Here is a 22563-nt window from a genome sequence, read left to right on the forward strand (position 1 = left end):
CTCCGCGGCTGTACCTTTGTGCGGGTGTGGTTTCTTTTTTTTTTTTTTTATTTTTTTTTTTTTTTTTTTTTGGGGGGGGGGGGGGGGGCGGCCCGCGGGGGGGGGGGGGGGGCGCCCCCCCCCACGTCCTTACCTCCAACAGCCTCAGGCCGGATCGACTTCCTGGTGCTTCAGAAAGCGCTGGTCGATTGCAGGCAGCGGCTCCCCTTCCAGCGTCGCCTCGAAAGCACGCAGGCGTTTGTGGATGGAGATCAACTCGACGATCGTCGGCCAGGCATTGACCAAATACTGAAATGAGGAGCTGACCTGGCCGAAAGCGGTGGAAACCTGCTGCCAAATGCCTAGGGTGATCGTACCAGCAGCAATCGTGGGAATGAGGATCAAGCTGGAGAAGATGGCATCTGCCTGCAGATAGCCGGATCGAACGACATTGAAATACGCATAGTGAAAGTAGAGGGTGAAATAGTTGCGTCTGACATGCGCAAAGAGTTCGGCCACTGTCGGCGGTGCTGCACGCGCCGCATCGTCTTCGCCGTATACAAGCTCTTTGCGGTAGGCGGCCTCGACGCGCTGATTTTTGAACTCCAACCCTGGCAGTTTTACGCCAGCAATCATGAGAAGAACCGTACCGAAGATCGACCAGGTGACGGCGGCTACAACCAAAGAATAGGGAATTTCGCCAACAAGAGGTAAGACCTTCACGTGGCTGGAGAGTTGCGCGAGCAATGGCAGGAACGCTATCAACGTCATCATGGAGTCAACGAGAGATACACCAAGGCCTTCCATCGTGGTGGAGAACCGCATCGTGTCCTCCTGCACGCGCTGAGAGGCGCCTTCGATATGCCTTAATCTCTGCCAGTGGGTCATATAGTAATCGTTCATGGCCGTGCGCCAGCGGAAGATATAGTGGCTGACGAAGAACCGGGTGACGACGAACAAGGCCATGCCCGAAGCGCCAATCCATGCGTAGATCCAGAACATTGAATAGAGTTCGCCGGCGGTCACCGAGCCGGCAGTCGTAATCGCTTTCTGAAAGAGATCAAAAAAGGGCCCGCGCCAAGTGTTCAGCGCCACATAAATCTGCACGTTAAGATATGTCGAAAACAGGATCAGCGCCGAACCGAGGATCGACCAGTTCTGCCAGGGATGAGGAGAATAAAAGCGCCAGAAGGCGTAAAAGGCGCCAACCAGAAAACCGAAATAGATATAGAACCAGATAAACGGCTTGGTCCAGAAGATCGTCATTCCGAGGATTGGAGGAACACCTGCCGGTGCTGGGGGCAGACCGACCAGCGCGCCGAGCTGTTCCCCGCCAAAGAACCAGAACAGAATTCCGGCGAGACTCCATACGACGGCCGAGGTGAAGAAGACCTTCGGCTGCGGAAAAAACGATACGAACACTGTAGGGAAATCCTCGGTCGATGCGCAAATCAGCGGGTTCAGCGCGCATAAAGTCACACATTAGTGGCAAAGAAAATGCCCGCTACCCAATCCCGTCGTCGAGCAAGACCATAATCATGGCGATTTTGGCGCAGCCGACCAGGCGATCGCACCGGAAGCGAGCAGGACGGCTGCGGCCATGATCGAGGCGAGGAAAAAGTTCCCCGAGGCCTGCGCGAGCAGCCCGGCGACGACTGGGCCGATGATCTGGCCGAGGCCGAAGGCGGCCGTCATCACCGCCAGCATCCGGCGTGGTGCTCGTGGAGCAAGCTGCCTGCCGGCCTGCAGGCCAAGCGCGGTGATGGCGATAAAGGTGCCCCCGACGAGAAGGCCGCCCAGCAGCGGCCCGGTGCGCCCGCCGATGACGACACTGGCGCTGACACCGACCACCTCGACCAGGCAGCCCAGGGCGTAGGTGGCATAGAGCCCGATCCTGGCCGCGAGCTTCTGCCACAGCCAGACCGACGGGAAACCGGCAAGGCCGGTGACCATCCAGACCACCGCCTCGAAGACGCGGCCGCCGCCGCCCTGGCGGACGATGGCGACCAGGAACGTTGCCGTGACGATGTAGCCGAAGCCGAACAGGCCGTAGGCGACGATGATTTTCACCAGCGACCGGTCCTTTGGCAGTGCCGGCTCGCTCCCGGTGGTGCTGCTCGCGGCCGAGGTGCCGCCCGCCAGCAAGGCGACGGCTGCAAAGCCGCAGGCCGAAATCGCCGCTGACCACAGCCAGCCCGCCGCCCAGCTGGCATGTTCGGTGACGAGGACTGCCAACAGCGCCGAGGACGCCGCGATACCGAGGCCGACACCGCCGAAATACGGCGCCTGCAGGTCGTTTCGCCCGGCTGCGGCGAGATGACCGAAAACGATGCTGGTCATGAAGACCAGCACGAAGGCGCTGGCGAGGCCGGCAAGAAAGCGGATGAGGAGAAAGGCGGCCATGGTGCCGCTCAGACCCATCAGCCCGGCGAGGATCGCGGTGGCGGCAAGGCCGGCCAGCATCAGCTGGCGCTCGCAGCCTTGCGCCCAGCCACCGGTGGCGGCAAGCGCGCCGACGAGGTAGCCGAGATAATTGGCCGATGCGATCCAGCCGGCATCGGCCGGCGACAGATCGAGCTCTTGCATCATGCCGGGCAGGATCGGCGTGTAGACGAAGCGGCCGATGCCCATGGCGACGGCCAGGGCAATCATGCCGGCGATTGCGAGACGCAAGGGCGAAGCGATGTTCATTGCAGTGCACCATAGGTGCGCCTGCCGGTGAGACAATCCGTCTTTTATTGGGCCAGTACGTCCGTGCGTCTCCGCATGTCAGCCGGGGCCGTCTCGAAGCGGGTACGACGCGCCGTCAGCCTGAACGGCATGTCGGCGAGCTCGCGCTCCGACATGGTGTCGAGAACCGGATGCGACAGCGGATCGGTCACCCAGCTGGTGGCCTCGCTGTCATGCGGGAGCGGCTGCGTTCCGAGCGGGGAAAAGGCTCCGAGCCATGACAAAATCTTCATCAGATTGCCTCCTCGCTCTGAGTAGCCCACTTAGAATCCGGCACCCGGCAGTGTCTGGCAATTGAGATTTCAGCCGTTCGAGTTTAGAAAAACTGTATGGCTATGCTGAACCGTGTACATCTCAACGGCTTGCGCGCCGTCGAAGCCGTCGCCCGCCTGGGGTCGCTCGCGGCGGCGGCCGGCGAGCTCAACGTCTCGGTCAGCGCCGTCAGCCAGCAGATCAACCGGACAGAAAGGCAGCTCGGCCGGGCGTTGTTCGAACGAACGCCAGCTGGCCTGGCGGCGACGGAATTCGGCAACGTCTTTACTGCCCGGCTCAGCACCGGGTTTCGCGAACTCGCACAGGCGGTGGCGCTTGCCGATGAAAGCTCCGAGTGCACGCTGGTGGTTTCGGTGGCGCCGGCCTTCGCCTCGAAATGGCTGCTGCCGCGGCTGTCGCGGCATTTTGCCCGACATCCGAACGTGCTCCTTCGCATCGACGCCTCGGTGCGGCTTGCCGATCTCGATCGTTCGGACATCGACGTCGCCATCCGGCTCGGCGACGGCAAATGGCCCGGTGGGCGGTCCGAATTGCTGCTGGCGCAAGAGGTGTTTCCGGTCTGTGCACCGGTGATCGCCAGCAATCTGAAATCGATCGAAGACCTTGCTTTGACCTGTGCGATCACCGACGAAAGATCGATGATCAGTTGGGAGAGCTGGTTCGAAGCGGCCGGGGTGGAGCCGGTCACCTTCATGAAAGGCGCGCGCTTCACAGATCCGATGCTGTGCCTGGAATCCGCGATTGCCGGTCACGGCGTCATGCTCGGCTGGCAGTTGCTGGCCGCCGACGCGCTGGCCGACGGCCGGCTTGTCGCGCCGTTCGGCGTACGCGCCCAGAGCGGGCTCGGCTATTGGCTGGTGACCTCGGCCAGCAAGAGCGAAAGCCGCAAGGTCAGGGAATTCAAGATCTGGGTGCGCGAGGAGATCGAGGCGACGATGGCGCAGTTCAGGTCGCTCGAGAGCGCCAGCTGAGCCTGCCGGCACATCACGGTGGAAAGGTCGGTAGCGCCGGTCTATGTAAAGAACAGTCCCCAATCACGGCAGGCAGGATTATGACCACACATTCGCGCGGCGTTTCCGCAAGCATCGACCCGGTGAAGCTCGACAGGCTGGCGGAGGTCGCCGTCAAGATCGGGCTGCAATTGCAGCCCGGTCAGGATCTGGTGCTGACCTCGTCTGTTGCCGCGCTGCCTCTGACGCGGCGGATCGTCGAGCACGCCTACAAGGCAGGTGCCGGCCTGGTGACGCCGATCTTCAACGACGACGAGATCACGCTGGCGCGCTTCCGCTACGGCGCCGACGCCGGCTTCGACCGCGCCGCCGGCTGGCTCTATGAAGGCATGGCAAAAGCCTTCGCCAATAATGCGGCCAGGCTTGCCGTGCGCGGCGAGGATCCGTCGCTGCTTTCTTCTCAGGACCCGGCAAAGGTGGCGCGTGCCAACAAGGCGAATTCGATGGCCTACCAGCCGGCGCTGGAGAAGATCACCGGCTTCGACATCAACTGGAACATTGTGGCTTATCCCGATCAGGCCTGGGCCAAACAAGTGTTTCCGAACGACGCCGAAGACGTCGCCGTGGCCAAGCTTGCCGACGCCATCTTTGCCGCCTCGCGGGTGGACGTCGAAGACCCGATCGGCAACTGGACGGCGCACAATGCGGCGCTGAAGAGCCGCACCGAATGGCTGAACGGCCACAATTTCCACGCGCTGCATTTCACCGGCCCCGGCACCGACCTGACCGTCGGGCTGGCTGACGGCCACGAGTGGATGGGCGGCGCCTCGACCGCCAAGAACGGCATCACCTGCAACCCCAACATCCCGACCGAAGAGGTTTTCACCACGCCGCATGCAAGGCGCGTCGAAGGCCATGTCACGAGCACCAAGCCGCTGTCCTACCAGGGCACGCTGATCGACGGCATTGCGGTGCGTTTCGAGGCGGGCCGTATCGTCGAGGCAAAAGCTTCGAAAGGTGAGGATGTACTGCAAAAAGTGCTGGACACAGACGAAGGCTCGCGCCGTCTCGGCGAGGTGGCGCTGGTGCCGCATTCCTCGCCGATCGCCAAGAGCGGGCTCTTGTTCTTCAACACGCTGTTCGACGAGAACGCCGCCTGCCACATCGCGCTTGGCCAGTGCTATTCGAAGTGCTTCGTCGACGGCGCCTCGCTCAGCCAGGACGAGATCGCGGCGCGCGGCGGCAACAAGAGTTTCATCCACATCGACTGGATGATCGGCTCGGACAAGATCGACATAGACGGCGTCCATAAGGACGGCAGCCGCGTGCCGGTGATGCGCAAGGGCGAGTGGGTTTAGGCCGGGGACCTCTAAGCGAAAGCCAGCAAGCAGCGTCGCCTGCTGGCCCATGCGGAGTTGGCAATGGAGCTCGCGGTAAAGCGCATCTATGAGCCGCCGGCGTCCGATGACGGGCAGCGGGTGCTGGTGGATCGCATATGGCCGCGCGGCATCGCCAAGCAGGACGCGGCGCTGACCGTCTGGCTGAAGGACATCGCGCCAAGCAATGAATTGCGCAAATGGTTCGGTCATGAGCCGGCGCGCTGGGCGGAGTTCAAGCGGCGATACCGCGATGAGCTCGACCGGAACGGCGAGGCGGTGGCGGAACTGCGCGCCTTGCTCCGTGAAGGCAAGGTGACGCTGCTCTACGGCGCGCATGACGAGGCGCACAACAATGCGGTGGCACTGGCGAGCTATTTGCGTGGGATCAATTAGTAACGCCGGCGGGACAGCGCCCCCCTCTGGCCTGCCGGCCATCTCCCCCTCAAGGGGGGAGATTGGCAGCTTCGCCGAAAGCGCTTTTCTTTGGAGACTAGCGAAAGCCGAAGTGACATCCAATCTCCCCACTAGAGGGGGAGATGTCCGGCAGGACAGAGGGGGGGCGCGACGGATCGCGGTGGGTCGGTTCTACTTCCTACCGATCGCCTCTTGATAAACATCAGGCTTGAAGCCAACCAGTATGCGATCGCCAAGTTCCAGCACCGGTCGCTTTATCATCGTCGGTTTGGCCAGCATCAGCGCCTTGGCCTTCTTCTCGTCCAGGCCCAGTCTGTCCTCCTCCGACAGTTCACGGAACGTTGTGCTCGCCTTGTTGAGCAGGATTTCCCAGCCGACCTTGCCTGACCAGCCGTTCAGCCGATCCGCGTCAAGCCCGTCTGCGCTGTAGTCGTGAAAGCGATAGGCAACATCATGGCTCGCCAGCCAGGAACGCGCCTTCTTCACCGTATCGCAATTGGTGATGCCGTACATGGTGATCGTCAAAACGCGTCCTCGGACCAGTCGAATCTGACGGCACCCTAAAACCGCGCCTCTCGGTTTTCCAGCGGCCTCGCCGGGCATCTGCGATTTCGCGCTTGCCAATAGTAAGGAATTTCCCTAAGTGTTTCTAAGCTAACTCTGGTCACGCGAAATAGCCGAGGCAAGGAAACGACCATGACGGGCCTGCAGACCGAAAGCCCCCCGCCCATCGACGGCATTTTCCGGGCGCTCGCCGATCCTACCCGGCGGCGCGTGGTCGAGCGGCTGAACCGAAGCCCCGCCTCGGTCAGCGAGCTTGCGCAGCCGTTCGAGATGGCCCTGCCATCCTTCATCGAGCATCTCAGGGTTCTGGAAGGCTGCGGGCTGGTGCATTCGGAGAAGGCAGGCCGCGTCAGGACCTACCGGCTCTCGCCGGAGCCGTTGAAGCTCGCGGAAAACTGGCTGGCCGAGCAGCGTGCGCTGTGGGAGCGCCGTCTCGACCAGTTCGACGACTACGTCCTGAAACTCAAGGAGAAAGACAGATGAATATGGTCCCGTTGTTCCAACCCGATCCGAAGCTCGACCTCGTGCTCGAACGGATGATCGAGGCGCCGCGAGAACTGCTGTGGATGGCCCTAACGAAGCCCGAGCATGTCCGCCAATGGTTCACGCCGAAGCCGTGGATCATCACCGATTGCGAGATCGACCTGCGGCCCGGCGGTCTGTTCCGCACCCGCATGCAGTCACCCGACGGCAAGGAGGTCAACGACAGGCGTTGCTGCTACCTCGAGATCGTCCCGAACGAGCGGCTGGTGTGGACCGACGCGCTGCTGCCAGGCTACCGGCCGTCAGGCGATCCATTCATTACAGCGGTCATATCGCTGCAATCGCATGGCGAGACGACGCGCTACACCGCGACCGCCATCCACCGCGACGAAGCCACGCGCAACAGCCACGAGGAGATGGGCTTCTACGACGGCTGGGGCACGGTGGCGGAACAGTTGGCGGGCTACGTCGAGACGATCTGAGGAGACCCGCTTCGCACTCACAGTGCGGCCACGGAGCCGTCGTGGCCGTTCAGCCGAACGCCGGTGCCGAAGGCACCAAACATCGCAACAAATTTGACGGTTGGTGTAATGCCAATGTCGAAGGCTCAGGCGCCATAGCCGATGATGCCCTTGATCTCGAGGAAATCGTGGATCGCCCAGTCGGCGTATTCGCGGCCGTTGCCGGACTGCTTGTAGCCGCCGAACGGCGCGAACGTGTCCCATTCCGGATAGTTGATCGAGACCTGGCCGGCACGCAGGCGGCTGGCAATCTTGCGGGCGTGGTCGATATCCCCGGACTGCACATAGGCGGCCAGGCCGTAGACGGTGTCGTTGGCGATCTTCACCGCATCATCATCGTCCTCGTAGGAGATGACCGACAGAACCGGCCCGAAGATCTCTTCCTTCTCGATGGTCATGCCGGGCCTGACGTGGCCGAAAACGGTCGGCCGCACATAGTAGCCACGGTTGAGGTGCTCCGGCCGGCCGGGGCCGCCGGTGACCAGCGTTGCGCCCTCGGCGATACCGGCCTCGATCAGCCGCTGGATCTTGTCGAACTGGATGTTGCTGACCACCGGCCCGAGCTTGGTCTCTTCCGAGCGCGGGTCGCCGACCTTGTGCGCTTCGGCCGCCCTTTTGGCGATGGTCAGCGCTTCGTCGTGGCGGGCGGCCGGCACCAGCATGCGGGTCGGCGCGTCGCAGGACTGGCCGCTATTGCCGAAACACGCCTTGACGCCCTTGCGCACGGCCGCTTCGAAGTCAGCGTCGGCCAGCACGATGTTGGCCGATTTGCCGCCGAGCTCCTGCGCCACGCGCTTGACCGTCTCGGCCGCCGTCTTGGCGACGATGATGCCGGCCCGGGTCGAGCCGGTGAACGAGACCATGTCGATATCGGGATGGCCGGCCATGACCTGGCCGACATCCGGACCGGTGCCATTGACCATGTTGTAGACGCCCTTCGGCGTGCCGGCGGCCTCCATTACTTCGGAAAAGACGATGCCGCTGATCGGCGCGATTTCGGAAGGCTTTAAAACGACGGTGCAGCCGGCCGCGATGGCCGGCGCCACCTTGCAGACGATCTGGTTGAGCGGCCAGTTCCACGGTGTAATCAGCGCGCAGACGCCGATCGGCTCCTTGACCACCATGGTGGTGCCGCGCTTTTCGCTGAATTCGTAGTCCTCCAGCGCCTTAATGGCGGCTTCCATATGCGCTCTGCCCGCCCAGGCCTGCGCCTCGCGCGCCCACCTGATCGGCGCGCCCATTTCCTGGCTGACCGCCTGGGCGATGTCCTCGTAGCGCTCATTGTAGACTTCGAGGATACGCTTCAGCAGCTTCAGTCGCTCGGCCTTGCTCGTTTGCGAGAAGGCCGGGAATGCCGCCTTGGCTGCCGCCACGGCCTTGTCGACATCGGCTTTCGAGCCGACCGAGATTTTGGTGTAGGCCTCTTCGGTGGACGGATCGGTCACATCCAGCGTTGCCGGAACCACGGGGCCGACCCATTTGCCGCCGATGAAGAAATTGAGATGATTGCTCATGGGCCGTGCTCCGGTTTTCAGAAATGAGTGAGACTAGCTAGGCAGCATAGGGCAGTTGGCACCACGGCGCAGGCTGATATGCGCCACATCGCCGACGCTGAATTGAAAGCCCTCCGCCCGGCGCGGCGCGTCGATGACCACCTGTGTCCCTTGCCCCAGCTCTGCATGAAGGCGCAAGGTGCGGCCGTGAAAGACGATGCTGTTCACCCGCACCGGTGCAGTACCGGCCGCAGCCTCGGTCGTGGCCAAAAGGTCCTCCGGACGCACGCCAATGGTGCGCACAGTGCCCTCGCTAGGCAGCTCGCCTTTATCCGAAATCGCATCCAGCGGCAGGACGCCGGCGGTGAACAGTAAGCGCTCGCCGTCACGGCCGACAAAGCGCGACTGCAGAAGGTTCATGGTGCCGATGAAGCTGGCGACGAATTTGGTGGCGGGCCGATCGTAAAGGGTCGCCGGCGGCGCGATCTGCTCTATGCGGCCCTTGTTCATGACGACAATGCGGTCTGAGATCGACAGCGCCTCGGTCTGGTCGTGCGTGACCATGACGAAAGTAGTGCCAAGCCGCGACTGCAGCCGCTTCAGTTCGACCTGCATCTGCTCGCGCAGATGCGCGTCGAGCGCCGACAGCGGCTCGTCAAGCAGCAGCACACGCGGCTCGCAGACGATGGCGCGGGCAAGCGCGACGCGCTGGCGCTGGCCACCCGACAATTCGGACACGCGGGCGCCGAGCTTTTCGGCAAGGCCGACCATGTCGAGCGCTGCGCCGACGCGCCTTGCCTGTTCGGCACCGGAAAGCTTGCGCAGCGACAAGCCGAAGCCGACATTTTCGGCGACGTTCATGTGCGGGAACAGCGCGTAGTCCTGGAATACGGTGTTGACCGGACGGTCGAAGGGCCTGAGCGCCGTGATGTCGCGCCCTTCGAGCAGGACCCTGCCGTTCGACGGGCTCTCGAAGCCGGCGATGACCCGCAGGCTGGTGGTCTTGCCGCAGCCGGACGGTCCGAGCAGGGTCAGGAACTCGCCGTGCGAAATGTCGAGATCGACGGTGTCGAGCCCGATGATGCCGCCGGGGAAAATCTTGGAGACCTTGTCCAGCCGGACGAGCGGATCAGGCGCCATCGCGAACCTCGGATGGTTTGGTGGTGTTGACCCACAGGATCTGGCAGCGCTCGCTGCCCGGATTGCGGAAGGCATGCAGCAAGGTGCTCTTGAAGGCGAAGCTGTCGCCGGCCTTCAGCCCGTATCTGGTCGAATCGACCACCAGTTCGACCTCGCCTGACAGGACGAAGCCGAATTCATGGCCGGCATGGGCATAGGCTTCGGCGGTGCCGCCACCGGCTTCCACGGTCACCAGCATGCCGGTGAGTGTGGCGGCCGGCGGCGACAGCAGCGCCTTGGCGATGCCTTCCGACTTTACCGGGATCTGGCGCCGGCTGTTGGCGCGCACACAATAGAGGTCGTTGCCGGCATCGTTGCCGTCAACGATCAGCGCCGACGGCTCGATGTCGAGTGCGGCGGCGAGCGGCCAGATCACCCGTACCCGCAACGACGACATGCCGCGCTCGATCTGGCTCAGCGCACCGATCGACACACCGGCCCTGGCGGCAAGTTCGGCCAGCGAGAGATTGCGCTCCAGCCTGAGCGCCCGCACGCGCCGGCCGACCCTGACGTCGGCGTCGTCCTTCGGCTTCTCAGCCGCTTCGTCCAGCATGTCCATTCGTTCGTCCTTGCTTGGTAGGGTTTCCCCTTCCCCCTTCTGGGAGAAGGTGGATCGGCGCGAAGCGCCGAGACGGATGAGGGGTGTTGGCCGGAGTGCCGTGGGTGCCATCTGGAACACCCTCATCCGTCGCCTTCGGCGACACCTTCTCCCGCAAGGGGAGAAGGACGGACCAGGCTCAGCCGCCTGCCTTGACCTTCTCGAACATCTTGGCGAGTTGGTCATTCTGTTTCATCGGTCCGGTGAAGACGGTGGTCTTCAGCATCACCTCGGGATCGGGAGGCAGCTGCAGTTTCTCCAACTCCTCCTTCGGCACGGCCGCGAAAGCCGAGCTGGTCGAGCTGCCATAGCCGTAGGCCTGGATCAGGTATTTGCCCGAGTCCGTCTCCAGCCGGCTGTTGATGAAGTCATAGGCAAGGTCGACGTTCTTGGCGTCCTTGAGCATGACGAAGCCGCAAGCCCAAGTCAGCATGCCTTCCTTCGGCTTCATGAACTCCACAGGCACACCCTGCTTCTTCAGCGAGGTGGCCGAGGCATTCCAGGTCATGGCGGCGACCAGCTGGCCGCTCGCCAATGCCTGTTCGACCGAGGTCATATCAGTGGTGTAGTTCGAGAGCAGCGGGCGCTGCTCACGCAGTTTTTCCGCCACCTTGTCCATCTGTTCCGGTGTCATGTCGAATGGATTGACGCCGGCAAGAAGGGCCGCCACCACCGGTGTGTCGTGGACGGCATCGATGGTCGCCATACGCCCGGCATATTGCTTGTCCCAGAGCAGGTTCCAGCTGGCTTCTGGATTCTTCACCAGATCGGTGCGGTAGAGGATCGAGGTGTTGCCCCAGTCCCACGGCACCATCCAGACCTTGCCGTCGCCGGCCTGCAGGTCGGGCAGGTTCTTGAAGACCGGGAAGATCGAATCCCAGTTCTTGATGCGCTTGGTGTCGATCGGCTGCAGCAGGCCTTCCTTGTTCCAGCGCGCCACCTTGTCATAGCAAGGGTGCGCGACATCCGGGCGGAAGCCGGCCTTGACCTTGGTGAAAGCATCATCGTCGTCGCCGAACATCGAGGCTTCGACACCATCGGGGTGCGCCGCGAGGAAGCTCTTGTTGAAGTCGGGCAGTTCATAGCCCGACCAGGTGAAATATTGCAGCTTGTCGCCGGCAAAGGCGACGGTGGATGCAAGCGCCAGCGCGAGGGCGGCCAGTCCAGTTTTCGCCATCTTTGCCGTCGTCGATTTCAGGTCGAATGCCATTGCAGTTCTCCTCTTTCGGTTTCTTCTGGTTTTGACAGGTTGGCGGACGCTGGCCGCCGGGCCGCAGCGAGCCCGCGATGGCGCAGGATTTCGGCGAGTGCGGCGATGACGAAGGACACGGCCAGGATTGCCGTGCCGAGCGCCATGACGGTTGGCAGCGATTTCGGGAAGCGCAGCTGACTCCAGATATAAAGCGGCAGCGTCGGCTCGGTGCCGGCGAGGAAGAAGGCGACGATAAACTCGTCGAACGAGGTCAGGAAGGCCAGCATGAACGCCGAAATGATGGCGGGCAGGCTGAGCGGCAGCATCACCCGTCTGAAGGTCGTCCAGTCCGAGGCGCCGAGGTCGAGCGCTGCCTCGCGGATGGTCGTCGGAATAGCGGCGAAGCGGCTGCGCATGACCACCACCGTCGTCGGCAGCGCCACCAATATATGACCGAGCACGATGGCAATGCGCGACGGCCCGAAACCGGCAAGATTGACCAGGATGAGCAGCGCTATGCCGACGATGACGCCTGGGATCAGGATCGGCAGCCGCGCTATGGCACTGATCGTGGCGGCCAGCGGCGAGCGGCTGTAAAGGTCCATATAGGACACTGTGATGCCGCAGAGCGTTGCGCCAGTGGCGGCAATGGCGCCGATGACGAGGCTGGTGGCAAGCGCACCGGACAGCGCCGAATTGCCGACCAGCGTGCCGTACCACCCAAACGTGAAGCCTTGCAGCGGAAATGCTGCCTCGATCGAATTGTTGAAGGAAAACAGCGGAATCAGCAATATCGGCAGATACAGGAACACGAGATAGGCAAGGACGTAGGCTCCCAGCCAGCCGCCGCCCTGCCTTGCATCGATACGCGCCGTGTTCATGTGCGGCTGCCGTATCGGCGGTCGGCGAAGCGCACCACCAGCACCACGGCGAGAATGACCAGCATGACGGCGACGGCGAGCGCGGCGCCGAACGGCCAGTCATTGGCCTTGCCGAACTCGGCCTGGATCAGCGTGCCGATCATCGTGCTGGCAGGGCCGCCGACCAGCGCCGGCGTCACGTAATCGCCGACGGTCGGCACGAAGACGATGAGGGCCGCCGCCAGCACGCCCGGCATCGAATTAGGCAGCACGATGCGACGGAAACTGGTGAACGGTTTTGCGCCGAGATCGGAAGCAGCTTCGAGCAACGATTTCGGGATGGTGTCCAGCGCCACATAGATGGGCAGGATGGCGAACGGCGCATAAGCGTGGGCAAGCGTGACGACCACCGCTGCCGGCGTATTCAAGAACACCAATGTCGGCTCCGACCAGATGCCGCTTTCGATCAGCGCCGAGTTCAGCACGCCATTATAGGCAAGCACGATCTTCCAGGCGAAGACACGCAGCAGATAGCTGGTCCAGAACGGCAGGGTCAGCAGGAACAGCAGCAGCCCGCGCCGCCGCCTGGCATGAAAGGCCAGATAGTAGGCGACAGGATAGGCGGTGACGACAGTTACCAGCGTCACCAGTCCGGCGATGCTCAGCGAGCGCAGCGTTACCGTCCAGTACAGCGGATCGGTTGTCACAGTGACGAAATTCGCAAGGGTGAAACCAGCCCCCAGCAGCGAACCGTCATTGCCGCGGAACGCGAGGAAAAACACCAGGCCAAGCGCGAAAAGGATCAGCAGAAAGGTGACCAGCCCGCCGGGCAGCAGCATTGCGAAGCGAAAACCCGGCGGAGACCGGGTTTCCGGCAGCGGCTGCATTGCGGCGATGGTCGACATCGGCTGTCCATCGGAATTTGAAATCGACTAAGCTTTTTTCATATTCGTGAAGCTGTCAAGCTGTTTCACGTTTGGGCATGAAACGTCAGCGTTCGAAGGCGTCCAGCATCCGGTACAAGGCGATCGTCGCGGCAACGCCGACCTGCCGAAAGGCGTGAAACGGGATCGGCCGGATCGGCGATATCGGCAACGGCAATTGCCTGGTGTCGCCGCTCGACAAATAGGAGGCGATGCGCTCGCCAAGCGCAGTCATCAGGCCGACGCCGCGGCCCTGGCAACCGACGACCGCCAGCAGACCCTTCTCTGGCTCGTGGATATGCGGGAGATGGTCCGGCGTCATCGCCACCCGGCCGAACCAGCGCTTTTCAATGGCCACATCGGACAGCGCCGGGTAGAGCCGCAGCAGCGCGCGTTCCAGATGCGCCCAGTCGGCCGGGCCGTTCGGCAAGGCCATGCGGCCGCGCCCACCGAGCACCAGCCGGCCGTCGGCACTCTTGCGGTAATAGACGAGGATGCGGCGCGAATCCGACACTGCCTGCCCTTCCGGCAGGATCGCCGCCGCGAGATTGGACGATAGCGGTGCTGTCGCGATCTGAAAGGAATGCAGCGGAACGATCGTCTCGGCGAGGCCGGGGAGCAGGCCGCCGGTATAGGCATTGGTCGCCAGGACAATCGCCTTGGCCTTGAGTTCGGCGCCGCTTTCCGTTGAAACGTGCCAAATGCCGGTATTCTTGCTGATCTGCATCACGTTCTGGCGCTCGGCGATCTTCACGCCCGCCGCTGCAGCGACGCGCGCCAGTTCCGACGTGTAGGCGAGCGGATCGATGACGCCGGCGCGGCGATCGAGCCAGCCGCCGAGATAGCCTTGCGCGCCGGTCATCGTCGCGATCTCCGTCGCGCTCAGCAGCCGGACATCGGCGCCGCGAGCGCGCCACTGCCGATCCCGGTTCGCCGCCGCTTGCAGCGCGGTCTCGGTATGCGCGGCCTGGATCCAGCCATTGCGAACGAACGGCACAGCCAGTCTTTCGTCGCGGATCAATTCGAAAACGGCATCCGCCGTCGAGGCGGCAAAGTTGACAAGCGCCTCGCCGCGTTCGAGACCAAAATGCTCCAGCAGCCAGTCCGGATCGTATTTCAGGCCGGGAATGACCTGGCCGCCGTTCAGGCCGGACGCGCCGCTGCCGATTTCGCCGGCCTCCAGCACCTGGACGGCAAGGCCGAGCCGGGCGGCGTGCAAGGCTGTCGACAGCCCCATGATGCCGCCACCGACGATGACGACATCGACGCATTGGCCGGCTGGAAAAAGCGACTGGAACGCGGGTGTCCGCGGCTTCTGCCAGATTGGATCGGAAAACCGTAAGAGCAAGCGTCACCCTGGAGATTTCAGTGGTGAAAACCCTAGCGACGGTTTCATTATTTTGAAAGAGCGTTTTGCGTCGCCATTGGCGCACGTCGGGCTCGATCACGGTCCAGCGATGCGAAGACCGCTTGAAAGAATTGACAAAGCTCGCCCTGCAAGCGGGATAGACCTTTGGCGGGAATTTGTTGAAAGTGCCGCGGCCGAAGGACAAGACAACAGGAAATGTAAGCCATGACGAACGCCACCCATTTGCCCGCCGAGGGTCTTTTCGTAGGCCGCACCCGGGCGAGCGATGCTTCCCATCCGCTGGTAGTCACGGTGCGCGACGGTACAGTCTTCGACATCACGTCAAATGTGGCACCGACCGTACGCGACGTTTGCGAATTGCCGGATCCGGCAGGACACGTCCGCTCGGCAAAGGGGCGGCCGATCGGCCCGCTCGATGCCATTGCCGCCAACAGCTTCGAGACAGCGCGCGATCCGGGGAAACCGTACCTGCTGTCCCCCGTCGACCTGCAGGCGATCAAGGCGTCTGGCGTCACCTTCGTCGTCAGCCTGCTCGAACGGGTGATCGAGGAGCAGGCGCGCGGCTCGGCGGAAAAGGCCGACGCCATTCGCGCCGACATTGCCGGGCTGATCGGCCACGATCTGTCGAAGCTCAAGCCCGGCTCGCCGGAAGCGATGGAGATCAAGGCCAAGCTGATTGCGCGCGGCGCCTGGTCGCAATATCTGGAAGTCGGCATCGGCCCCGATGCCGAGATCTTCACCAAATGCCAACCGATGGCCTCGGTCGGCTTCGGCGCCGATGTCGGCCTGCATCCGGTTTCGACATGGAACAATCCGGAGCCGGAGATCGCCACGATTGCCGCCAGCAGCGGCAGGATTGTCGGGGCGACGATTGGCAACGACGTCAATCTGCGCGACGTCGAGGGGCGCTCGGCGCTGCTGCTCGGCAAAGCCAAGGACAACAACGCTTCGGCAGCACTTGGCCCCTTTATCCGGCTGTTCGACGAGACATTTTCCATCGGCGACGTGAAGCAGGCGATCGTACGGTTGAAAGTCGAAGGCGAGGACGGATTCTCGCTGGAGGGCGCCAGTTCGATGGCTGAAATCAGCCGCTCGCCGGAAGAGTTGGTCGCCGCCGCCATGGGGCCCCATCATCAATACCCCGATGGGCTGGCGCTTTATCTCGGCACCATGTTCGTGCCGTCGAAGGATCGCGGCGAAAAAGGCAAGGGCTTTACCCACAAGGTCGGCGACATCGTCACCATCTCGTCGGAGAAGTTCGGCGCGTTGGTCAACCGGGTGCGGTTGTCGCCCGACTGTCCGCACTGGACTTACGGTGCCAGTCACCTGATGCGCGATCTCGCAAGGGCCGACCTCATCTAGTCCCCCCGCCTAACATCCGATAGATTCTAGAATTCTCTGATTGGAATTACCTGCTCGTAGGCATTCGGGAGAGTCCATTGATCGTCGCTCTTGAGGGCAAGATGCTTGTTGTTACCGGCGGAACGCAAGGGCTTGGCGAGACCATCGCCCGGCTGGCCTCAGCCCCCGACGGCGGCGAAGGGATCGCTATTGTCGGCCGCAATGCCGAGCGTGGCAGACGCATAGCCGAAGAGCTTTCACGACCAAGCCGGCCCGTCGTCTTCATCCAGGCCGACCTTCGAGATCCGGCCGCGCCTGCAGCTGTCATGGCGGAAGCGATCAAAAGACTTGGCCGCATCGATTGTCTGGTGAACGCCGCGGCCCTCACCGACCGGGCCTCGCTGCAAACTGGCACAATCGACGACTGGGACAGGTTGTTTTCCGTCAATGCGCGCGCGCCGTTCTTCCTCATGCAGGCGGCCGTAGCCGACATGAAGACACGGCGGGCGGCGGGCGCCATCGTCAACATACTGTCTGTGAATGCGCATTGCGGTGCGCCGGACCTTGCCATCTATTCCGCAACCAAGGGCGCGCTTTCGACGCTGACCAGAAACATCGCCAACGCGCATCTTTCCGATCGCATCCGCGTCAACGGCATCAACATGGGCTGGGTAGCGACGCCGGCCGAACAAGAGATGCAGGCGCGCACGCTGGGCAAGGGCGAAAACTGGAAAAAGATCGCCGCCGCCGGGCTGCCCCTTGGTCGATTGCTGACCATGGACGAAGTCGCCCGGCTAGCGCTGTTCCTGCTCAGCGACGCCTCCGGGCTGATGACCGGGACGCTGATCGACCTAGAGCAATCCGTGCTCGGCGCGCCGCCGCGCGGCATTGCATGACGGTCGCAAGCCGATCGTCGCCTGCGTGGAAAATATCAGCCAAACTGATGCAATCTGATGCGATTGCTGATGGCGTGGTGCCTTGCGCCAACGTCCATTGGCAATGGAGGCTTGCCATCGATCGAAAAAGGGAATGCTCTAATGCGCCCAGGTCGACGCTGGCAAAATGCGATACCGGTTTTGGCCGCGCACGGCTTTTGGCCGCGATCGTCGTCGGAGGAGGAGTTCGGTTCAAATGGGAGGAAATCAAATGCTGACGAGGCTAAAATTGCTTGTACTCGGCTTAGTGGTGGCGCTGGCCATCCCGGCCGCGGCACAGGCCAAGACGTTCTACTGGATTTCGCATGGCGGCCCGGCCGATCCGGTCTGGACCTACTTCCTTGCCGGCGCCAAGCAATGGGCGACGGACACCGGCAACACCGTCAACACGTCGTTCCACAATAACGACGTGGCGTCGCAGCAGGAGGCAGTGCGCGCGGCGATATCGGCCAAGGCCGACGGCATCGTCACCACCAGCCCCGATCCGGGCAGCCTTGTCGAGATCGCCAAGGAAGCGCGGGCGGCAAACATCCCGATCATCAACTTCAACACGCCCGACCCCAAGGCGGACTTCAACGCCTATGTCGGCGGCGACAACGTCACCTTCGGCAAGCACTGGGCGCAGTATCTGGTCGACAAGGGCCTGGTGAAGAAGGGCGACTTCGTCTGGATGCCGGTCGAAGTTCCCGGCGCCACCTATGGCGTCCAGGAAGAGGAAGGCATCAAGAGCGTGTTCGAGCCGCTCGGCATCACCTATGAAATCACCGAAGCGACGCTCGACCAGGCCGAAGTGATCAACCGCATGGTCGATTACCTCACTGCCAACAGGGCCAAGGTCAAGGCGATCATCGGTCTTGGCGACCTTGTCACCGGTTCGATCAAGCGGGTTTTCGACCAGGTCGGCGTCAAGCCGGGCGAAATCCCGGTCGTCGGCTGGGGCAACTCGCTCGACACTACGCAGGAAGTGCTGAACGGCTACGTCAATGCCGGCCAGTGGCAGGATCCGCAGGCGACCAGCTACGTCGCGCTCTCACTTGCCAACATGGCGGCCAGCGGCATTCCGCCGGGCTTCGACGTGATCACCGGCGCCCTGTACGAGAAGGACACCGCGGCAGTCTACGACAAGATCCTGTCCGGCAAATAAATCCGCGATCGAGTTGGTCACGGCCGCTTCGGCGGCCGTGACTGTCGCATCATCCGCCGAAGCCGGTTGCGGTCTCGGCCAATTCCAATCCTATCGCGGGTCCAAGGTGGAAAATCGTTCTCTTATCCAACGCTCGATCGCGCGGCCCGAGTTCGGGCCGTTCGTGCTGCTCGTCATCGAGATCGCCGTGTTCTGGGGCATCAACCACGACTTCCTGTCGCCGCAGAACATCTCGAACACGCTGGCCTTCACGGTCGAGCTCGGGCTGATCGCGCTGACGATGACGCTGTTGATGACATCAGGCGAATTCGACCTCTCGGTCGGCTCGGTGTTCGGCTTTTCGCCGGTGCTGATGTGGACGTTGTTCAACAGCGGCGTCGCCTCGCTGGAAGCCGCCTTCGTCATCGCGCTGGTGGTCGCTGCGTTCATTGGACTGGTCAATGGCTGGTTCGTGACACAGCTCAAGATTCCATCCTTCCTGGTGACGCTGGGCATGCTGCTGGTGGTGCGCGGCACCGCTTTGTTCGTCACCAGCGGGTTTCCGCAGCGGACCTGGAGCGCCGAGGGCAGCTGGCTGGCGGAAGCGCTGATCGGCGATTTCTTCATCGGGCCGTTCCGTATCTATATGTCGCTGTTCTGGTTCATCGCCGCCGCAATCGCGCTCGGCTACGTGCTGACGCAGAGCCGGACAGGCAACTGGATCCAGGCGGCCGGCGGCAACCCGAGTGCTGCAAGGGCGCGCGGCGTCAATGTCAGCGGCGTCAAGATCGGCCTGTTCATCCTGTCGTCTATCCTGGCCTCGCTCGCCGGCGTCATCTCCTCGCTACGCACCTCGGCGGCCAACCCCAATAGCGGCACCGGCTACGAGCTCGAAGTCATCGCCATGGTGGTGATCGGCGGCACGGCGCTGACTGGCGGACGCGGCACAATCATCGGCACGGTGCTCGGTATCCTGATCCTGCGCGTGATGCGCAACGGCATCGTGCTGATCGGCGTGCCTGGCCTAGCCTACAACATCTTCATCGGTGCCATCATCCTCGGCATGATGGCGCTCCACTCATGGCTGGAACGCCGGCATCAGGCAGGGACTTGAGACGATGATCGAGCCACTGATCCGCATGACGAACATTCGCAAGTCCTATGGCCGCGTTCAGGCGCTGGTTGATGCCAATTTCCATGTCAACGAAAGGGAAATCGTCGGCCTGCTCGGCGACAACGGCGCGGGCAAGTCGACACTGATCAAGGTGCTGTCGGGCGCGGTCCCGCTGACCAGCGGCGACATTTTCATCCGCGGCAAGAAGGTGAATTTGCGCAGCACCAGCGACGCCATCGCCCATGGCATCGAGACGATCTACCAGGATTCGGCGCTGGTGACGCAGCTTTCGATCGCACGCAACCTGTTTCTCGGACGCGAGCCGATCAAGCCGCCGCGTTTCCTCAACCGCATGGACCAGGAGGCGATGAATGTGGTTGCCCGCGACCTGCTCAAGCAGGTCGGCATCTCGAAGAACATCCCGCCGACGACGCCGATCGGCTCGCTCTCCGGCGGCGAGCGGCAGGCGGTGGCGATTGCGCGCGCCATGCATTTCGACAGCGACCTCATCATCCTCGACGAGCCGACCAACAATCTCGGCGTCGCCGAAACGCAAGGCGTGCTGAGCTTCGTGCGCAGCGCCCGCGACTCAGGCCATTCCTGCATCTTCATCGCCCACAACATCCATCATGTCTTTCAGGTGGTCGACCGCATCGTCGTGATGCGGCGCGGCAAGGTGGTCGCCGACGATATCGACCCGAAGAAGACCAGCGTCGCAGAAGTCGAACGCGTCATCACAGGCATGTCGGACAAGGAAATCCGTGACGCGCTGGTCGAGGGTACGCAACGGCCCGGCTGAGCGGCCGGGCCGGCCTTATCGTCGAGGCACTGGATCGCATCGCCACATGGTTGCGACATGAAAGCCACCGTTTCGGATATTGCCAGGAGCTGCGGCCTGTCGAGCGCGACGGTCGACCGTGTGCTCAACAACCGACCGGGGGCCAGTGCCGCCAACCGGCAGCGCGTAATGGAGGCGGCCAAGCAACTCGGCTATCTGCCGGTCGTCGACCAGGTCGCGTTGCCCTCGCGGCCGGCGCATCTCGAATTCTTCCTGCCGATCGGCAGCAATGCCTTCATGGCCGATCTGGCCAGGCACATCGAGGATTATGCGGCGCGCCTGCCGCTGGTCGCCTCCTGCCGCATCCACAAGCTCGCCGGCATCTCGCCGAGTGCCTTGCAGGCGGCCGTCGAAAACCTCTCGCTCAAGGTGAACGGTGTCGGCGTCATTGCCGTCGACCATCCGAGAACGCGCAACATCTTGCGCGAGATCGTCGAGGCCGGCATCCGCCTGGTCACGCTGGTGTCCGATGTTCCCGGCGCGCCCCGCTCGGCCTATGTCGGCATCGACAACCGGGTGGCCGGACGAACAGCGGCGCTGCTGATGGGACGCTTCCTCGGCGGCCGCCAGGGCCATCTGGCGATGGTCGTCGGCTCACGTTCCTATCGCGGCCACGAAGAACGCGAAATGGGCTTTCGCTCCGTGCTCGGCGAGGAGTTCCCCAATCTGACCGTCACCAGCGCCGTGGAGATCAACGACGAGCCGGAGGTCAGCTATACCGCGACCATGAAGGCGCTGCACAACGAGCCGGAGCTGCTAGGCATCTATTGTGTCGGTGCCGGACGCTCGGGCGTGGCAAAAGCATTGCTCGAAGCCAGGCCGCAGAAGAAGCCGGTGTTCATCTGCCATGATCTGACGCGCGAGACGCGCGGCTATCTCGTCGATGATCTGCTCGACGTGGTCATCGACCAGAATGCGCGGCTGATCGCCGAACAGTCGGTCATTCGCCTGCTCGGCTCGATCGCCTCGTCGGCGCCGTACCTGACGCGGAAATTCATCGAGCCCCGCCTGATCTTCAAGGAAAATGTCCCGGTGCAGTGATGCTGCGAGGCGATATTCGCTCGGCCTAATCGTTAAAATTCGGTGGATACCGCAAATCTGCACATGACCTATGCAACTTTTGTGCTTGCCGAATCATTGGGCAATCGATACTTTCGCAGGTGTCGGCCATCTACTCCTCCCAGATGCGATGCCGACGCTGAGTGCGGTACACCTCCTCCCGTGCCGTATTCGAAATCGAGCCCGCTGCCACCTCCTCCCGGCAGCGGGCTTTTTTTGTTCCGGCTCCGGGATAGCGCCAATGCTTGCGGTCGGGACAGCACCGGACACGACTGTTGATCCGCGAATCGACGAGCTTTGCTGCGACCCGCCGCGGCTTGTCGGGCAGAATCCTGTCACACTTGTCACTCTCACCGGATCGCCGGCGGCCCTATCCTGCCTCACAACCAGCAAACAGCGCCGCGCCGGCAATGGTGCGGAGGATCGGCAAGGGAGACGCGAGATGGCAGATTGCGATGGGACGAGACACCACCCGGCGGCGCGGCGCGCAATCGAAACGCCACGGATCGTTTCGCCGCTTGCGAGATTATCTGGCCCTGAAAGAAGTGATCAGGCCTTCCGCCATGCGGACGAACTGCGCGCTCGGGCCCTCGGCGCCGACGCTTTGCAGGCTGACGCGGGCGCCCTCGAGCAACAGCGACAACGTGTCCGCAAGAAGTTCGGCCTGTCCGATGCCGGCATCGCGACAAAGCGAGACCAGCCGCTCGCGCTGCGCTTCCTTGAGTTCCTTGATCACTTGCCTTGCCGGATGATCGGTCTCGCTGAGCTCGATGGCGGCGTTGGCCATGTCGCAACCGCGACGATCCGACATCAGGCAATCTGCCGCCATCCGGACCCAGGCGTGCAGCTGCGCCAGCTTATTGCCCGGATTCTCGGCCTCGAACTTTTCCCACATCGCGTTGGCGCTGCAGGCGGTCGCCCGCAGACATTCGATGATCAGGTCGTCCTTGGATTCGAAATGCCGGTAGAGCGTCATCTTGTTGGTGCCGGCGGCCTCGGTGATGGCGTCGATGCCGACGCCGCGAATGCCATGCTTGTGAAACATGTCCCGTGCCGTCTCCAGGATCCTGTCCCGGGGGCGAACACGCTCCACAACACCGTCTGTCATCAAAACCTCCGTGATTGCGTTTCCCGAAATTCCCTTGGTGCACCTCTTGACTAGGGTGTTACCGGTCTGTAACGTTAGAGATGTTACTTACCTGTAACACCCGCATTGCATCATGTCAAACTCGCAAGTGCCGGCCAT

The 22563-nt window shown here is 62.7% G+C and carries 23 protein-coding genes; 11 read left to right on the forward strand and 12 right to left on the reverse strand.

Going from position 1 to position 22563, the window contains the following annotated elements; translation table 11 throughout:
- Nucleotides 1–144: 144 nt before the first annotated feature.
- The 3 genes from sbmA to AC0L2P_RS08070 all read right to left on the reverse strand — a co-directional run bounded on the left by sbmA (nt 145) and on the right by AC0L2P_RS08070 (nt 2942).
- Nucleotides 145–1401, reverse strand: coding sequence for a peptide antibiotic transporter SbmA (gene sbmA / locus AC0L2P_RS08060; protein WP_473500685.1), 1257 nt, complete (start codon nt 1399–1401; stop codon nt 145–147).
- Nucleotides 1402–1515: 114 nt separating this feature from the next.
- A complete protein-coding gene (locus AC0L2P_RS08065) occupies nt 1516–2670 on the reverse strand; it encodes a YbfB/YjiJ family MFS transporter (RefSeq protein WP_473500686.1) in 1155 nt (384 codons plus the stop codon).
- A gap of 44 nt (nt 2671–2714) precedes the next feature.
- Complete coding sequence (locus AC0L2P_RS08070) at nt 2715–2942, reverse strand: hypothetical protein (RefSeq protein ID WP_473500687.1); 228 nt, start codon at nt 2940–2942, stop codon at nt 2715–2717.
- A 96-nt stretch (nt 2943–3038) separates the two neighbouring features.
- Here AC0L2P_RS08070 and AC0L2P_RS08075 point away from each other — a divergent pair, with 96 nt between their 5' ends.
- The 3 genes from AC0L2P_RS08075 to AC0L2P_RS08085 all read left to right on the forward strand — a co-directional run bounded on the left by AC0L2P_RS08075 (nt 3039) and on the right by AC0L2P_RS08085 (nt 5704).
- The gene (locus tag AC0L2P_RS08075; RefSeq protein ID WP_473500688.1) at nt 3039–3953 is read left to right on the forward strand and encodes a LysR substrate-binding domain-containing protein; all 915 of its coding nucleotides are present in this window, start codon (nt 3039–3041) and stop codon (nt 3951–3953) included.
- Nucleotides 3954–4033: 80 nt separating this feature from the next.
- Nucleotides 4034–5290 (forward strand): aminopeptidase, encoded by a 1257-nt coding sequence (locus AC0L2P_RS08080; protein ID WP_473500689.1) that lies wholly within the window; start codon nt 4034–4036, stop codon nt 5288–5290.
- A gap of 57 nt (nt 5291–5347) precedes the next feature.
- Nucleotides 5348–5704: a DUF488 domain-containing protein gene (locus AC0L2P_RS08085; RefSeq protein ID WP_473500690.1), complete on the forward strand. Its 357-nt coding sequence runs from the start codon at nt 5348–5350 to the stop codon at nt 5702–5704.
- A gap of 192 nt (nt 5705–5896) precedes the next feature.
- On the opposite strand, the gene AC0L2P_RS08090 is transcribed toward AC0L2P_RS08085, so the two are convergent.
- On the reverse strand, nt 5897–6250 hold the full coding sequence (locus AC0L2P_RS08090; RefSeq protein WP_473500691.1) for an ArsC family reductase: 354 nt from the start codon (nt 6248–6250) through the stop codon (nt 5897–5899).
- Nucleotides 6251–6421: 171 nt separating this feature from the next.
- On the opposite strand from AC0L2P_RS08090, the gene AC0L2P_RS08095 reads away from it, so the two are divergent.
- Nucleotides 6422–6772, forward strand: coding sequence for an ArsR/SmtB family transcription factor (locus tag AC0L2P_RS08095; protein WP_473500692.1), 351 nt, complete (start codon nt 6422–6424; stop codon nt 6770–6772).
- Nucleotides 6769–7254, forward strand: a complete 486-nt coding sequence (locus AC0L2P_RS08100; RefSeq protein WP_473500693.1) for an SRPBCC family protein — start codon at nt 6769–6771, stop codon at nt 7252–7254. Before AC0L2P_RS08095 ends, AC0L2P_RS08100 begins: the two co-directional genes overlap by 4 nt.
- A gap of 125 nt (nt 7255–7379) precedes the next feature.
- Here AC0L2P_RS08100 and AC0L2P_RS08105 read toward each other — a convergent pair whose 3' ends face one another.
- The 7 genes from AC0L2P_RS08105 to AC0L2P_RS08135 all read right to left on the reverse strand — a co-directional run bounded on the left by AC0L2P_RS08105 (nt 7380) and on the right by AC0L2P_RS08135 (nt 14886).
- Nucleotides 7380–8807 (reverse strand): aldehyde dehydrogenase family protein, encoded by a 1428-nt coding sequence (locus AC0L2P_RS08105; RefSeq protein ID WP_473500694.1) that lies wholly within the window; start codon nt 8805–8807, stop codon nt 7380–7382.
- 33 nt (nt 8808–8840) lie between these two features.
- Nucleotides 8841–9926: an ABC transporter ATP-binding protein gene (locus AC0L2P_RS08110; RefSeq protein WP_473500695.1), complete on the reverse strand. Its 1086-nt coding sequence runs from the start codon at nt 9924–9926 to the stop codon at nt 8841–8843.
- The gene (locus AC0L2P_RS08115; RefSeq protein WP_473500696.1) at nt 9916–10524 is read right to left on the reverse strand and encodes a cupin domain-containing protein; all 609 of its coding nucleotides are present in this window, start codon (nt 10522–10524) and stop codon (nt 9916–9918) included. Before AC0L2P_RS08115 ends, AC0L2P_RS08110 begins: the two co-directional genes overlap by 11 nt.
- A 178-nt stretch (nt 10525–10702) precedes the next feature.
- Complete coding sequence (locus tag AC0L2P_RS08120) at nt 10703–11773, reverse strand: ABC transporter substrate-binding protein (RefSeq protein ID WP_473500697.1); 1071 nt, start codon at nt 11771–11773, stop codon at nt 10703–10705.
- The gene (locus AC0L2P_RS08125; protein ID WP_473500698.1) at nt 11758–12636 is read right to left on the reverse strand and encodes an ABC transporter permease; all 879 of its coding nucleotides are present in this window, start codon (nt 12634–12636) and stop codon (nt 11758–11760) included. Before AC0L2P_RS08125 ends, AC0L2P_RS08120 begins: the two co-directional genes overlap by 16 nt.
- Nucleotides 12633–13520 carry an ABC transporter permease gene (locus AC0L2P_RS08130; protein ID WP_473500699.1) on the reverse strand — a complete coding sequence of 296 codons (888 nt, stop codon included), beginning with the start codon at nt 13518–13520 and terminating at the stop codon, nt 12633–12635. The genes AC0L2P_RS08125 and AC0L2P_RS08130 overlap by 4 nt, the downstream gene beginning before the upstream one ends.
- An 85-nt stretch (nt 13521–13605) precedes the next feature.
- Nucleotides 13606–14886, reverse strand: coding sequence for an NAD(P)/FAD-dependent oxidoreductase (locus tag AC0L2P_RS08135; RefSeq protein WP_473500700.1), 1281 nt, complete (start codon nt 14884–14886; stop codon nt 13606–13608).
- A 225-nt stretch (nt 14887–15111) separates the two neighbouring features.
- On the opposite strand from AC0L2P_RS08135, the gene AC0L2P_RS08140 reads away from it, so the two are divergent.
- From AC0L2P_RS08140 to AC0L2P_RS08165, 6 genes are all read left to right on the forward strand, one after another.
- A complete protein-coding gene (locus AC0L2P_RS08140; RefSeq protein WP_473500701.1) occupies nt 15112–16269 on the forward strand; it encodes a fumarylacetoacetate hydrolase family protein in 1158 nt (385 codons plus the stop codon).
- Between the two features lie 77 nt (nt 16270–16346).
- Nucleotides 16347–17144, forward strand: a complete 798-nt coding sequence (locus AC0L2P_RS08145) for an SDR family oxidoreductase (protein WP_473500702.1) — start codon at nt 16347–16349, stop codon at nt 17142–17144.
- Between the two features lie 250 nt (nt 17145–17394).
- A complete protein-coding gene (locus tag AC0L2P_RS08150) occupies nt 17395–18327 on the forward strand; it encodes a substrate-binding domain-containing protein (RefSeq protein WP_473500703.1) in 933 nt (310 codons plus the stop codon).
- A 106-nt stretch (nt 18328–18433) separates the two neighbouring features.
- Complete coding sequence (locus tag AC0L2P_RS08155; protein ID WP_473500704.1) at nt 18434–19420, forward strand: ABC transporter permease; 987 nt, start codon at nt 18434–18436, stop codon at nt 19418–19420.
- 4 nt (nt 19421–19424) lie between these two features.
- On the forward strand, nt 19425–20219 hold the full coding sequence (locus tag AC0L2P_RS08160; protein WP_473500705.1) for an ATP-binding cassette domain-containing protein: 795 nt from the start codon (nt 19425–19427) through the stop codon (nt 20217–20219).
- A gap of 57 nt (nt 20220–20276) precedes the next feature.
- The gene (locus AC0L2P_RS08165) at nt 20277–21299 is read left to right on the forward strand and encodes a LacI family DNA-binding transcriptional regulator (RefSeq protein ID WP_473500706.1); all 1023 of its coding nucleotides are present in this window, start codon (nt 20277–20279) and stop codon (nt 21297–21299) included.
- A gap of 544 nt (nt 21300–21843) precedes the next feature.
- Here the strand turns inward: AC0L2P_RS08165 and AC0L2P_RS08170 are convergent.
- Nucleotides 21844–22425 carry a TetR/AcrR family transcriptional regulator gene (locus tag AC0L2P_RS08170; protein ID WP_473500707.1) on the reverse strand — a complete coding sequence of 194 codons (582 nt, stop codon included), beginning with the start codon at nt 22423–22425 and terminating at the stop codon, nt 21844–21846.
- Nucleotides 22426–22563: the final 138 nt, after the last annotated feature.

Source organism: Mesorhizobium sp. WSM4836 (genome assembly GCF_055811815.1).